Genomic DNA, 13,717 nt, shown 5'->3' on the forward strand with positions numbered 1-13,717 from the left:
AAGAGCATGTGTTGTTCGTTAATCATTCAGGGAGAATGTGCGTTTCCAATTAGACCATATTCAATTGACAGTTGCGAATTATACTATATACGAAGAAGAAATGCAAGAGAAAAATTGAATTTTTCAAAGTTAATTTAAAATCTGCACTTAGAAAATAAGCAAAAATTAATATTCACGAAACTTTACAGAGAAAGAAGCATGTGATAAAATGACCTCAATAGTGGAGGATTTTACCATACGATAAAGTAGAAACTATTTACAGATGTTTTTAATAAGAAGAAGAGGGATAAAAATGAGTGCAGGGTTACATTCAAAATGGAATCGTACTTTAACCTGGATGTTGTCGGCGGCTCTTATAGCTCAGGGAGGCACAGTAGTATACGCCGGTGATCTGGGGGATGAAGCGGCAGTCGAGGCTTTTTCTGAGGATAATTACGAAGCTGATGATGCAGCCAGTGATCTGGAGTTCTCAGGCGATGAGGAAACTGTAATTGAGGACAGCACAGATGAAAGCACAGAGAATATTGATGCAGAGACCAGCGAAGGAGACGAACAGACAGATGCAGATGCTGATTTCCAGTCTGAGGCAGATTTCACTTCTGAAGTTCAGGTGGAAGAGGAGACTTCAATCGCAGATGGGCTTTATCTTGGCGATATACCTGCTGATAATTCTATCGGTCAGATCATAGACGGTAATGTTGTATTTAATGGAGTTTCTGAGGAAACCAGTCTCTTTGTACCGGTTTATGGTGAGAAGGGCGGCAGCAAAATTGCAGTCAGAGATATGACATGGGAATCCAGTGATGAATCTGTTGTGAGTATTTTTGATACAGATTCCGACGATCAGTTACAGTTAAGAAGCCATAAGGCAGGTGGTGCTGTTGTAACAGGAACTTACCAGCCAACAGATGAGAATGGAGCTGTATCCGGCGAGCCAATGACCATCAGCATTCGTGTTTTTGTTAAGGGAATTGTGCTTGCAGCAGGCTCTGACAGCATTCAGTTATCTTTAAATGAGGATCTGTCTGTACAGGCAATTGGCTATAAACTGATTGATGGAACAGGTGAGGATGGAACAGCGGCAGATGGACAGGATGTTATCTGGAATGTGGATGATCCGCAGATTGCAGAAGTGGATGACAATGGAAATCTGATCGCGAAAGCCCCTGGTGAGACAACTGTAACTCTTACATGGGGTGCATTTACAGCAACAAGCAAAGTAAGTGTTACCGGTACTGGAATAAAGCTGACACCAGCCAGCCGTAGTATTAAGCAGACTGGTGCAACTATCATTTTTGCAGAGACATGGGATGGCACAGAGAAGAATGACAGTCCGTCAGTTACATGGACCAGTTCTGATCCGTCTGTCGCAACAGTTGATGATAAGGGAATTGTTACCGGCATCGGTACGGGTACAACCGATATCGTTGCAGCCTGGAATGGTGTTCAGTCCGAACCGCTCCAGATCAAAGTCACACCGGCAACGGATGTATCTGTAACGACACAATGGGAAGACAGCGGCGCACTGACCGTTCGTCCGGATCAGGTTGATATTCAGCTGCTTTCCAATGGATTTGAATATGACAGCATTACACTTGGCACAGATACCGAGTGGAGACATGTGTGGGTACTCCTGGATTCTCAGGATGAGGATGGTCTTCCGATTACCTATGATGTTGTAGCTGCGGCTCCGATTGGTTATACCGCAGAAGTACAGGGCAGTGCTTCAGAAGGATTTACTGTGGTATATCGTCCAGCGAAATAACGGAAGCAATTTTATAGCATAAGCCCTTGGTGTTACAGCACTGAGGGCTTATTTTATTGTATAATTGCAATAAATTCTCATTAACGGGCAAAAAGTGTTCTGAATTTCAAAAAACTCTGCCCACAAATAATGTCACATCTTGAAATATGAAAAATAATACGTATAATTTTAACTATCGAATCGGCGAGTATGAAAGAGAAAAACCGTATATTCAGGAGTTTACCTGAGTATACGGCTTTTTTATTGTTAAGAAAGTTCTCCATTTTCCAATTGGTATATAATACTTTCTACGTATGCGGCAGCTTCTTCTGAAGTGTAGAAACTGCTTTCCAGCATATTCTGGAGATAATCAAGAAATGTTTCAAGAAGTCCATACTCCTGGATCGTAAACAGCATGACTTCTCCATTATATTTCTGAAAAATCAATGTTCCGACATTTCCACGAATACAAAGATGCAGGTTGGATGGAAGATGGTTTAATGGCTTTTGCAGAATTCTGTAAGAACCCTTGCGGCAGCTTTCGGCAACTCCATGTAGCATCTCGATTCGGTGCTCAACAGTAAATTTATGATAAAAAACTTCTGGAATCTCGGCAGTCCGTCCGGATGCAGCAAACTGAAGAAGTCCGTCAGCTGTAAAATATACATAAGTCTGGCTGTCTGTGAGTCTTTTCATATTTCCTCTAAAAGCAAGGGCAGCCTGTTTGATAATTTCCTCACTGTGCGGAATATCATAATTAAATGCCTGTTTCAGAATCTTTTCGCTGATAAATGGTGTAATACAGACTTCCGGTTGAAGGGCAAAAGTAGGTGCCTCTTCAGAAACTTCAAAAATTGTATTGAAAACATTCGAAAAATTATCCGGCAGAAAAGCAGTTGGCAGAAATAACTGTGAACATTGTTCCAGATAAGTATTGTACATTTCCTGAAGCATATGTATTACATCAGAATTGCGGTAAAAGATTCCTGACTGTCCGTCAGCAGTACACATCAGCGCTGCATCGGAAGTCAGAATCATACATGGAAAAATATTCATATTCTGGTAATGAGATGAAATATTATCATAATAATACCATAATGTATAATTCAATCCAGACATGTAGATTGGGAAAATCGCATCCAGATACTTCAGGTTTACAAGCTCATGCTGTTCTGTAAAGGTGTCTTCACTGTTCAGACAGAGGATATGCTGAACTTCCAGGGTATCAGACGGAGCCAGCGTGGAGAGCAGATGAAAAACAAATTCATGATCTGGCTGTAGAAACAGTGATATCTTGCCGGAAGACCTGGATGCTTCGGCAAGGAACATTTTGTGGATGAAATAGTTGACGTTCTGAAGACTGGTCAGGACTGTGCAGTCCGATTCCTGATTATTCTGGATAAGTTTTGAGGAAAAAATAAATTCATCCGGTGATACAGAGAAATGACTTGGAAAGTGCCGGATAAAATTTTCTACACTTTTGCGCTTGTAGTAGACTTCCGGACCGATCACAGTCACTTCCCAGGCTTCCTCGAAACGCTGTGTTTCTGCTGGCGTCAGGTGCATGAACTGGGCCATTTTTTCAAAAATATCTTTGGACGGCGGATTGCGTTTACCACTGATCAGCTTGTACATGGTAGAGCGGTCAATTCCGCAATATTTGGTCATAGGTGCAACTTTGACGTGCCTGGCTTTGATATATTCGGTAAGAACCTCCGAAAATGCTGACATGTTAAAAACTCCTTCCGGGTTGATTTGATATGATGAAATCCGGAAAAGGAATTTTATTCATCCCATCCCTCATAAAAACGGATATTTACAGAAATATTCCGGACGATATCGCCTTCTTCAAGTTCCAGGTCGTCTGCATCAGAAACAGGCGGGAGCTGGCAGTCATCCTCATCAAGTTCCAGAGAGATCCAGTTGTAAGCAGCGGCATTTGCCTCCTCAATTGCTTCATCCAGAGTCTCGCCCTCTCCGAAACAATCCTCAAGATCCGGGAAAAATCCCTTATAAGTACCTTTATCAGTTTTGCGGAATACCGCAGGATAAATAAATTTCATGATACACATCTCCTTTTTACTCAATGTTAATAGTATATCATATCAGGTGGAAAAAAAGCAGAAGATTTTGTATAATGGTGGAAAATGAATGGATAGTTTGCAAAAAAATACAAAGGAGATGTGAAATGGCAGTCAAACTTATCGCCAGCGACCTGGACGGGACCCTGCTGACAAACAAAAAAGAACTTTCTCCACGTACAAGAGAAGCCCTTGATCTGGCGGCAGCACAGGGAATCCACCTTGTGCCGGCAACGGGCAGATCCTTTGGTTCTGTACCTGAGATGATCCGTGAGTACCCGGGAGTGGAATATCTGATCACAGCCAATGGCGGCGCTGTTTATTCTGTCAGCGAAAAGAAGCGCATTTACCAGTGCCTTATGACACCGGAATCCGTAGAAGTCGCGATCGCTGTAAGAAAAAGAGAAAAAATGGTCATGGAGGTCGTCGTCGACGGTGTTCCCTACGCAGAGGAAGCGTATGTCAGAGATCCCATCCGCTATCTGGCGACAGAGTACGGGGCAAGATATATCAAGGCAACGAGGACTCCTGTGAAGGATATCATTGAGTTTGCAGCGCAGCATGCGAAAGAACTGGACAGCATCTCCTTCGTATGCAGCCATGAGGACAGGAACCGCCTGTATACATCCCTGGAGAAAGAGATTCCGGATATCTACGTGACTTCCTCTGTGTCAAATCTTCTCGAAATGGGGCACAAAGATGCAGGGAAAGGCAAAACTCTATTGTGGCTTCTGGATAAACTCGGGATCTCCCCGGAAGAAGCGATGGCATTTGGTGACGCAGACAACGACAGCAGTATGCTGGAAGCAGTAAAATACGGCATCGCAATGGGAAATGCCACCGAAAACTGCAAGAAATCCGCCGCCTGCGTGACCGGAACAAACGAAGAAGACGGTGTGGCCGAGGCTATTTTATCGCACATAAAATGTGAAATTTAACTAACCCTATTGACAATGGAAAAAAATTGTGATATTTTATAGAAAATTTGATTTAGTTAATTAAACCGTTGAAGCGGAGATAAAAACTATCATGCGCGCACAGAGAGTCCGGGAGGGTGAGAGCCGGGTGGAAATGCAGATTGTTAAATGGACCGCTGAGGGCACAGGGAAAGGCGATCGCTTAGTATTCTGTGACGTGAGGCATACGTCAGTTGCCGGGAATATGAAGGTATTCCGCAAAGCGCACGGGTCATTCCGTGAATCAAGGTGGCACCGCGGGTGAATTTTAACGCTCGTCCTTGACAGAGAGCAGATTCTGTCATGGGCGGGCTTTCTTTTTTGCTCTGACAGGAACAAACAGTAATACACAGGGAGGTATGATCCATGTATCCTACGATAGAAACCATCAGAGAGATCGCAGCAAAAGGTCAGTACAAAAGAGTTCCGGTCTGCCGGGAAGTATACGCAGACAGATATACACCGGTAGAAGTTATGAGGACTTTAAGGAAGGCGAGCAGGCATTGTTATCTGCTTGAAAGTGCCAGCCAGACAGAGGTGTGGGGACGCTATTCTTTCCTCGGATATGAGCCGGCCATGGAGATTACCTGCACGGACGGAGCAATGAAGATCCGCCGCACGGAAGGCGAAGATCAGGGTGAGATCACAAAGCAGGTTGCACATCCGGGAGACACTTTAAGAGAGATCCTGAAAGAATACAAGAGCCCGGTGATTGAAGATATGCCACCGTTTACCGGCGGTTTGGTCGGATATTTTTCCTATGATTACATCAAATACAGCGAGCCGAAATTAAAGCTTGGCGAACACGAAGATCCGGATTTCAGAGACATGGATCTGATGCTTTTTGACCAGGTGATCGCCTTTGACCATTACAGACAGAAAGTACTTCTGATCACAGGAGTCATGCTGGACGACCTGGAAAATTCTTACCAGAAAGCAGAGAAAAAACTTCAGGAAATGGCAGATCTGATCCGAAACGCACAGAAGGCTGAGTTCCTGCCATTACAGCTTGATCCTGAGATCAAACCGCAGTTCCCGAAAGAAAAATACTGCCAGATGGTAGAAAAAGCAAAACATTATATCCATGAGGGAGACATCTTCCAGGTGGTGCTTTCCAACCCGATGAGAGCAAAAGCAGAGGGAAGTTTATTTGATACTTACAGAGTCTTGAGAGCAACAAATCCGTCACCGTATATGTTTTATTTTTCCAGTGATGACATCGAACTTGCAGGTGCTTCACCGGAAACCCTGGTAAAACTGGAGGACAAAAAACTTACCACTTTCCCACTGGCAGGAACCAGACCGAGAGGCAAGACAAAGCAGGAAGACAGGGAACTGGAAGAGGGACTTCTGAAAGATGAGAAGGAACTTGCAGAGCACAACATGCTGGTCGATCTGGGACGAAATGACATCGGAAGGATCAGCAAGATCGGAACGGTAGAAGTGGAAAAATACATGAGTGTGGAGCATTTTTCACAGGTTATGCACATCGGTTCCACAGTCGCAGGAGAGCTTCGAGAAGACAAAGATGCGATAGATGCAGTCGACTCCATCCTCCCGGCAGGAACACTTTCCGGGGCACCGAAGTTCCGTGCCTGCCAGATCATCGAAGAACTGGAACAGAGCAAACGAGGCATTTACGGCGGCGCGATCGGATATCTGGATTTTGCAGGAAACCTTGATAGCTGCATTGCGATCCGTCTTGTATACAAGAAAAAAGGTGAGATCTGCATCCGCTCCGGAGCAGGGATCGTAGCAGACAGCGTTCCGGAAAAAGAATTCGAAGAGTGCTGCAACAAGGCAAGAGCCGTAGTTCTGGCAATCCAAAAAGCACAGGAGGGATTGGAATGATCGTACTGATTGATAATTATGACAGCTTTTCCTACAACGTATATCAGCTGATCGGTTCCGTAGAACCGGACATCAAAGTTGTTCGAAATGATGAATATACAGTAGAAGAAATCGAGGCAATGAAACCGGAAGCACTGATCCTTTCACCGGGACCGGGCAAGCCGTCAGACGCAGGAATCTGCATCGAAGCAATTAAATATTTTGCAGGAAAACTTCCAATCTTCGGCATCTGTCTTGGACATCAGGCAATCTGTGAAGCCTTCGGCGGCAGAGTTTCCTACGCAAAAGAACTGATGCACGGCAAGAAAAAAACAATCTATACCGTCGGAGAAAGCAAACTTTTTGAAGGACTGGGAGACAGCTTCCAGGCAGCCAGATACCATTCACTGGCAGCAGTAAGAGATAAACTTCCGGAGGTTTTAAGAGTCACAGCAGAGGCAGAAGACGGCGAGATCATGGCAGTGGAACACACAGAATATCCAATCTATGGAGTACAGTTCCATCCCGAATCCGTTATGACACTGGATGGTAAAAAGATGGTAGAAAACTTCATAAATGTTGTAAGAGTATAGTTAAGGAGGACATGAAAATGATCAAAGAAGCAATCGTAAAACTTTCAAAAAAAGAAAACTTAACATATCAGGAAGCAGAGACAGTCATGGATGAGATCATGAGCGGACAGGCGACACCGGTACAGATGTCTTCCTATCTGACAGCACTTTCCATGAAGGGTGAGACCATCGATGAGATCACCGCTTCCGCAGCAGGAATGCGCGCGCACTGCATCAAATTACTGCATGATTTGGATGTCCTGGAGATCGTAGGAACCGGCGGTGACGGAGCAAACTCCTTCAACATTTCCACCACTTCCTCACTGGTGATCGCAGCAGGCGGCGTGCCGGTAGCAAAGCATGGAAACCGTGCAGCATCCTCCAAGAGTGGTGCAGCAGATGTTCTTGAAGCACTTGGAGTAAACATCACGATCTCCCCGGAAAAAAGTGCAGAACTTCTCAAAAAGATCAACATCTGTTTCCTGTTTGCACAGAATTATCATATCGCAATGAAGTACGTAGCACCGATCCGTAAGGAACTTGGAATCCGTACCGTATTCAATATCCTCGGACCTTTGAGCAACCCGGCAGGAGCAAATATGCAACTGATGGGTGTGTTTGATCAGAGTCTTGTAGAGCCATTGGCACAGGTTATGGCGAAGCTTGGTGTGACAAAAGGAATGGTAGTTTTTGGACAGGACAAACTGGATGAGATCTCGATGAGCGCACCGACTTCTGTCTGCGAGATCAAGGACGGATGGTTCCAGTCTTACGAGATCACACCGGAGCAGTTCGGTTATACAAGATGCTCCAAAGATGATCTGGTTGGCGGAACTCCGGCAGAAAATGCAGAGATCACGAAAGCAATCCTGAAAGGCGAAGAGAAGGGACCGAAGCGTCAGGCAGTATGCCTCAACGCCGGAGCTGCACTCTATATCGCAGGCAAAGCAGAAACCATGGAAGCAGGTGTACGCATGGCAGAAGAACTGATCGACAGCGGTGCAGCACTGAAGAAATTAGAGGAATTCATTCAGGAATCTAACGCTTGAATGACCGATTAGAAAAGGAAATTTTTTACTATGAACATATTAAATGAGATCGCTGAGAAGACGAGAGAGCGCATCGAAAAAGACAAAAAAGAGATGCCGAGAGAGGATCTGATCCGTGAGATCCAGCAGAAAAAAGTGCAGATGCTTCTCAATCCGCTGATCCAGTCTGAGACAGCAAAAACGCCGCATAGTTTTTATCAGGCACTAAAAAAACCGGGAATGTCCTATATCTGTGAAGTCAAAAAAGCATCCCCGTCCAAGGGGCTGATCGCACCGGATTTTCCGTATCTGGACATCGCAAAAGAGTATAAAGCAGCCGGTGTATCCGCGATTTCCTGCCTGACGGAACCGTTTTATTTCCAGGGTTCTGACCAGTATTTATGGGAGATTGCATCAGAAGTTGATATCCCGGTACTGCGAAAAGATTTCGTCATTGACGACTACATGATCCTGCAGGCGGCAGCTTATGGTGCAGCCGCAGTGCTCCTGATCTGTGCATTACTTGACGATAAACAGCTTCGGGAATACCGCGAAATGGCAGAAGATCTGGGAATGGATGCCCTGGTGGAAGCACACGATGCAGAGGAAGTTGCGAGAGCTTTAAAGAGCGGAGCAAGGATCATCGGAGTCAACAACCGTGACCTCAGAACCTTCGAGGTGGATATGGCGAACAGCATCAACCTTCGCAAACTTGCACCGGAGAATGTGATCTTTGTTTCCGAGAGCGGCATCCGCACATCGGAGGACATCAAGCGTCTGCATGATAACCAGATCGAGGCTGTGCTGATCGGAGAAACCCTGATGCGAAGTCCGGACAAAAAAGCAGCACTCGAAGAACTGAATGGAGCACCGTTGACTGAGGATTGAGAAACAGAGAGATGCAGGAAATGACAGCTCAGGATCATAGCAAAACTAAGATAAAAATATGTGGGCTCAGGCGTAGAGAAGACATCCTCGCCGTCAATGAGGCGAAGCCGGATTACTGTGGATTTATCATAGAATTTCCCAAAAGTTTCCGGAGTGTAACGGCAGATGAAGTGAGAGATCTGGTGAAAGATCTGATCCAGGAGATCCAGCCAGTTGGAGTGTTTGTCGATGCACCGATGGAGCTGGTAAGATCACTTCTGGATGACGGAACGCTTGCACTTGCACAGCTTCACGGACAGGAAAATGAGTCCTATATCAGAGAATTAAAAACATACACAGACAAGCCGATCATCAAAGCGTTTTCCATAAAAACAGCTGAAGATATCGAGAAAGCATTGCAAAGCCCGGCAGATTACATCCTGCTGGATCAGGGCGGCGGAGGAACCGGAAAGACTTTTGACTGGTCTTTGATCCCGGAGATCCAGAGACCGTTTTTTCTCGCAGGAGGCATCGGAGCCGCCAATCTGGAACAGGCGATCCGGGAAATCCATCCATATGCGGTGGATCTAAGCAGCAGTGTGGAGACAGAAAAGTGGAAAGATCCGACGAAGATCCGGCAGGTTGTGGATAGCGTCAGGAAAATGAAAGAAACAAAGTAATTATATAAAGAAACAAGGTGTTTGGAAGAATATAGAGGAGGATACAAATGTCAAAAGGAAGATTTGGAATACATGGAGGGCAGTACATCCCGGAGACACTGATGAATGCAGTGCTGGAACTGGAAGAGGCCTATAACCGTTACAAAGATGACCCGGAATTCAACCGTGAACTGACCGATCTGCTGAACAATTATGCAGGCCGTCCGTCACGTCTGTACTATGCAGCACATATGACAGAAGACCTCGGCGGAGCCAAAGTTTATCTGAAACGTGAGGACCTGAACCATACAGGAGCACACAAGATCAACAACGTTCTGGGACAGGTTTTACTTGCCAAAAAGATGGGAAAAACACGTGTCATCGCAGAGACAGGAGCCGGACAGCACGGTGTTGCAACCGCAACAGCAGCAGCTCTTATGGGTATGGAATGTGAAGTATTCATGGGTAAGGAAGATACAGAACGTCAGGCACTGAACGTATACAGAATGCGTCTTCTGGGAGCTAAAGTACATGCCGTTACATCAGGAACTGCAACCCTGAAAGATGCCGTTTCCGAGACAATGAGAGAGTGGACAAACCGTATTTCCGATACACATTATGTCCTCGGATCTGTCATGGGACCGCACCCGTTCCCGACGATCGTCCGTGATTTCCAGGCAGTCATTTCCAAGGAGATCAAAGAGCAGATTCTCGAAAAAGAAGGCAAACTTCCAGATGCTGTGCTTGCCTGTGTGGGCGGCGGTTCCAATGCAATCGGAACTTTCTATAACTTTATTGAGGATGAAGGAGTCCGCCTGATCGGCTGTGAGGCAGCAGGACGCGGTGTCAATACTGCAGAGACGGCAGCGACGATCGCAACCGGAAAACTTGGTATTTTCCATGGCATGAAGTCCTATTTCTGCCAGGATGAGTATGGTCAGATCGCACCGGTTTATTCCATTTCAGCGGGATTAGATTACCCTGGTGTCGGACCGGAACATGCACATCTTTATGACATCGGACGTGCGGAATATGTGCCGGTAACAGACGATGAAGCGGTAGATGCATTCGAATATCTGTCAAGAACAGAAGGCATCATTCCGGCGATCGAGAGTGCTCATGCCGTGGCTTACGCGAGAAAGATCGTGCCACAGATGCGTAAAGACCAGATCGTAGTTATCACTATTTCCGGACGAGGAGACAAGGACTGTGCAGCGATCGCACGTTACAGAGGGGAGGATATCCATGAATAAGAGAATTACAGAAGCATTTGCAAAGGGAAAAGCATTTATCCCGTTTGTTACCTGCGGGGATCCGTCCCTTGATGTTACCGAAAAAATCGTATATGCCATGGAAGAAGCAGGTGCAGATCTGATCGAACTTGGTATTCCATTTTCTGATCCGACCGCAGAAGGCCCTGTCATCCAGGGCGCAAACCTGCGTGCTTTATCCGGTGGAGTTACCACAGATAAAGTTTTTGATATGGTAGAAAAGATCCGCAAAAACAGTTCTATCCCAATGGTATTTATGACCTATGCGAACGTTGTTTTTTCCTATGGGATTGAGCGTTTCTGCAAGAGAGCAGCAGAGGTTGGAATGGACGGAATGATCCTTCCGGATGTCCCATTTGAAGAAAAAGAAGAGTTCGCATCCGTTGCAGAGAAGTATGGTCTGGATCTGATCTCTCTGATCGCACCGACCTCCCACGAGAGAATCTCCATGATCGCAAAAGAGGCAGAAGGATTTGTCTACTGCGTATCCTCCCTCGGAGTTACCGGCATGCGAAGCCAGATCACCACAGACATCGGAGCCATGGTGGAACTCGTCAAAGCCCAGAAAGACATCCCATGTGCCGTAGGCTTCGGAATCTCCAACCCAGAGCAGGCCAAGAAAATGGTCTCCCAGGCCGACGGCGTCATCGTGGGTTCTGCCATTGTCAAACTCTGTGAAACCCACGGAGCCGACTGCGTACCGTATATCAAAGAGTATGTGAAGTCCATGAAGGATGCGATAAGATAAAAGCATATATCATGTATAGAAAGCTTTTTTCTTGAATAATTACCCGGTATCTAATCACCAGGCATCGGAGGGAATGCCAGATGTATTTTCCGATGCAGGAAGCTATTATGAACACTGTTTTTCTGATATATTCAGCTTATCAGGAAGACGGTGTTTTTTATGATGATAAAAAATCAGATGGATTTTCACTTGCTTGTAAAAGGAATGCCTTCATGTTATGATATAGACATCAGTTGGGAAAGGAGTGGCAGACATGGCGAGATTAGGCATTCCGGTTGGTATTTCAGATTTTGAGAAAATCCGGAAGAATGGATATTACTACGTTGATAAAAGTGGACTGATCGCAGAATTATTAGAAGAAAAATCCACAGAAGTTACTCTGATCACCAGACCAAGGCGTTTTGGGAAGACTCTTGGTATGAGCATGCTGGCGAATTTTTTTGATATTCGAAAAGAAAGTACAGAGTTGTTCAAGGGGCTGGAAATTGCGGAACAAAGAGACGTGTGCAGTGAGTGGATGAACCAGTTTCCAACGCTGTTTGTGACCTTCAAGGATGTTGACGGATTAGATTTTTCCAGTGTTTATGGTATGCTTTCTTCAACGATCACAGAACTTTACAAAGAGCACCTGTATTTAATGGAAAGTTCCCGGATAAGTCCATATGATAAAGAAATCATGCAGCGCATTATTACAGAAGAAGCAACTGTTACAGATATCAAAAAGAGCCTGTCGTTGCTGATAAAGCTGATGCAGCAACATTATCAGAAAAATGTAATCCTTTTGATCGATGAATACGATGTCCCGATTGCAAAAGCCAGCAGCCATCAATATTATCCACAGATGCTTGAAATCCTTAAAGTGATGATGAGCACTGCGTTAAAGGACAATCCGGGGCTTTGCTTTGCAGTAGTCACAGGCTGCCTGCAGATTGCGAAAGAGAGTATTTTTACAGGAACCAATAATCTTGTTTCCGATACAATAAGCGATTCAAACTTAAATGAATATTTTGGTTTTACACAAAAAGATGTAGATAAGATCCTGAGCGAAGCAGATGTCGAGGAATTTGGAGACGAGATGAAGAAATGGTATGATGGGTATCATTTTGGAGAGGTTGATGTTTACTGCCCCTGGGATGTGATGAATTATATTCGTGATATCCAGCGGAATCCGAAGGCAAGACCGGCAAGTTACTGGAAGAATACCAGTGATAATGAGATCATCCGTTCTTTTATTGATTACGCAGGAAGTAACATTACAAAGAAAATGGAAGCCTTACTTTCAGGAGGTTATATCATACAACGTATAGATGAAAATCTCACTTACGATTATCTGCATTCTTCAGAAGAAAATCTCTGGAGCATTCTTTATCTGACAGGCTATCTGACGCAGGCAAGAGAAAATGAAATAACAGATCCGTTGCCAGACAATATGTCAGCGTTAAAAATTCCAAATGCTGAGATCAGAGAAATTTTTGAGACTACCGTTGTGAAATGGTTTTCTGAGAGTGTCAAAACATGGAATCGAAAGGCTTTGTTCGATGCTGCATGGAGTGGTCAGAGCGAGATCCTTACACAGGAAATGAGCAAACTTTTGCGAAAAACCATCAGCTATCATGATTACAGGGAAGATTTTTATCATGCTTTTCTTGCAGGGATTTTTACAGGAGCAGGATATGTTGTAGAGTCAAACAAAGAACATGGAGAGGGACGCAGCGATATTGTTGTGTATGACTCTGTAAATGGACAGGTGGCGATTTTTGAGGCAAAATATTCCAGAACATTGTCTGCTATGGAGGGCGACTGTGAAGCAGCCCTGCGCCAAATTGACAGGCGTATGTATGCAAAAGAGTATGAAGATGAATATGACCATATTTATTGCTATGGTGTAGCTTTTTATAAGAAGCGTTGTCTTGTAAAACAAAAGAAAGAAAACTGATTTATTATTGGAGAAGAGGGGTATA

12 protein-coding genes are annotated in these 13,717 nt (G+C 44.9%); 10 read left to right on the forward strand and 2 right to left on the reverse strand.

What is annotated here, in order from left to right; genetic code table 11:
* Positions 1–292: 292 nt before the first annotated feature.
* Entirely contained in the window at positions 293–1,765 is a 1,473-nt protein-coding gene (locus QZL69_RS03625) for an Ig-like domain-containing protein (protein ID WP_022213862.1), read from the forward strand.
* A 246-nt stretch (positions 1,766–2,011) separates the two neighbouring features.
* Here QZL69_RS03625 and QZL69_RS03630 read toward each other — a convergent pair whose 3' ends face one another.
* Positions 2,012–3,475: a helix-turn-helix domain-containing protein gene (locus QZL69_RS03630; RefSeq protein ID WP_022213863.1), complete on the reverse strand. Its 1,464-nt coding sequence runs from the start codon at positions 3,473–3,475 to the stop codon at positions 2,012–2,014.
* Positions 3,476–3,528: 53 nt separating this feature from the next.
* On the reverse strand, positions 3,529–3,807 hold the full coding sequence (locus QZL69_RS03635; protein ID WP_022213864.1) for a type II toxin-antitoxin system HicB family antitoxin: 279 nt from the start codon (positions 3,805–3,807) through the stop codon (positions 3,529–3,531).
* A 125-nt stretch (positions 3,808–3,932) separates the two neighbouring features.
* Here QZL69_RS03635 and QZL69_RS03640 point away from each other — a divergent pair, with 125 nt between their 5' ends.
* The 9 genes from QZL69_RS03640 to QZL69_RS03680 all read left to right on the forward strand — a co-directional run bounded on the left by QZL69_RS03640 (position 3,933) and on the right by QZL69_RS03680 (position 13,692).
* The gene (locus QZL69_RS03640) at positions 3,933–4,763 is read left to right on the forward strand and encodes a Cof-type HAD-IIB family hydrolase (protein ID WP_022213865.1); all 831 of its coding nucleotides are present in this window, start codon (positions 3,933–3,935) and stop codon (positions 4,761–4,763) included.
* A 384-nt stretch (positions 4,764–5,147) separates the two neighbouring features.
* On the forward strand, positions 5,148–6,632 hold the full coding sequence (trpE, locus tag QZL69_RS03645; protein ID WP_022213866.1) for an anthranilate synthase component I: 1,485 nt from the start codon (positions 5,148–5,150) through the stop codon (positions 6,630–6,632).
* Positions 6,629–7,204 carry an anthranilate synthase component II gene (locus tag QZL69_RS03650; RefSeq protein WP_022213867.1) on the forward strand — a complete coding sequence of 192 codons (576 nt, stop codon included), beginning with the start codon at positions 6,629–6,631 and terminating at the stop codon, positions 7,202–7,204. Before trpE ends, QZL69_RS03650 begins: the two co-directional genes overlap by 4 nt.
* Positions 7,205–7,221: 17 nt before the next feature.
* A complete protein-coding gene (gene trpD, locus QZL69_RS03655; protein WP_022213868.1) occupies positions 7,222–8,232 on the forward strand; it encodes an anthranilate phosphoribosyltransferase in 1,011 nt (336 codons plus the stop codon).
* Between the two features lie 30 nt (positions 8,233–8,262).
* Positions 8,263–9,099 carry an indole-3-glycerol phosphate synthase TrpC gene (gene trpC / locus QZL69_RS03660; RefSeq protein ID WP_022213869.1) on the forward strand — a complete coding sequence of 279 codons (837 nt, stop codon included), beginning with the start codon at positions 8,263–8,265 and terminating at the stop codon, positions 9,097–9,099.
* Between the two features lie 20 nt (positions 9,100–9,119).
* Positions 9,120–9,758 carry a phosphoribosylanthranilate isomerase gene (locus QZL69_RS03665; RefSeq protein ID WP_173907073.1) on the forward strand — a complete coding sequence of 213 codons (639 nt, stop codon included), beginning with the start codon at positions 9,120–9,122 and terminating at the stop codon, positions 9,756–9,758.
* A gap of 47 nt (positions 9,759–9,805) precedes the next feature.
* A complete protein-coding gene (gene trpB / locus QZL69_RS03670; protein ID WP_022213871.1) occupies positions 9,806–10,990 on the forward strand; it encodes a tryptophan synthase subunit beta in 1,185 nt (394 codons plus the stop codon).
* Complete coding sequence (trpA, locus tag QZL69_RS03675) at positions 10,983–11,756, forward strand: tryptophan synthase subunit alpha (RefSeq protein ID WP_022213872.1); 774 nt, start codon at positions 10,983–10,985, stop codon at positions 11,754–11,756. Before trpB ends, trpA begins: the two co-directional genes overlap by 8 nt.
* A gap of 253 nt (positions 11,757–12,009) precedes the next feature.
* Positions 12,010–13,692, forward strand: a complete 1,683-nt coding sequence (locus tag QZL69_RS03680; RefSeq protein ID WP_022213874.1) for an AAA family ATPase — start codon at positions 12,010–12,012, stop codon at positions 13,690–13,692.
* The last annotated feature ends 25 nt before the right edge of the window (positions 13,693–13,717 follow it).

This window comes from Blautia sp. CAG:237 (genome assembly GCF_000436615.1).
GTDB lineage: Bacteria > Bacillota > Clostridia > Lachnospirales > Lachnospiraceae > Blautia_A > Blautia_A intestinihominis.

Coding starts and splice junctions, on each gene's coding strand:
- QZL69_RS03625 (WP_022213862.1), top strand. CDS start 293: ATGAGTGCAGGGTTACATTCAAAATGGAATCGTACTTTAACCTGGATG.
- QZL69_RS03630 (WP_022213863.1), bottom strand. CDS start 3,475: ATGTCAGCATTTTCGGAGGTTCTTACCGAATATATCAAAGCCAGGCAC.
- QZL69_RS03635 (WP_022213864.1), bottom strand. CDS start 3,807: ATGAAATTTATTTATCCTGCGGTATTCCGCAAAACTGATAAAGGTACT.
- QZL69_RS03640 (WP_022213865.1), top strand. CDS start 3,933: ATGGCAGTCAAACTTATCGCCAGCGACCTGGACGGGACCCTGCTGACA.
- trpE (WP_022213866.1), top strand. CDS start 5,148: ATGTATCCTACGATAGAAACCATCAGAGAGATCGCAGCAAAAGGTCAG.
- QZL69_RS03650 (WP_022213867.1), top strand. CDS start 6,629: ATGATCGTACTGATTGATAATTATGACAGCTTTTCCTACAACGTATAT.
- trpD (WP_022213868.1), top strand. CDS start 7,222: ATGATCAAAGAAGCAATCGTAAAACTTTCAAAAAAAGAAAACTTAACA.
- trpC (WP_022213869.1), top strand. CDS start 8,263: ATGAACATATTAAATGAGATCGCTGAGAAGACGAGAGAGCGCATCGAA.
- QZL69_RS03665 (WP_173907073.1), top strand. CDS start 9,120: ATGACAGCTCAGGATCATAGCAAAACTAAGATAAAAATATGTGGGCTC.
- trpB (WP_022213871.1), top strand. CDS start 9,806: ATGTCAAAAGGAAGATTTGGAATACATGGAGGGCAGTACATCCCGGAG.
- trpA (WP_022213872.1), top strand. CDS start 10,983: ATGAATAAGAGAATTACAGAAGCATTTGCAAAGGGAAAAGCATTTATC.
- QZL69_RS03680 (WP_022213874.1), top strand. CDS start 12,010: ATGGCGAGATTAGGCATTCCGGTTGGTATTTCAGATTTTGAGAAAATC.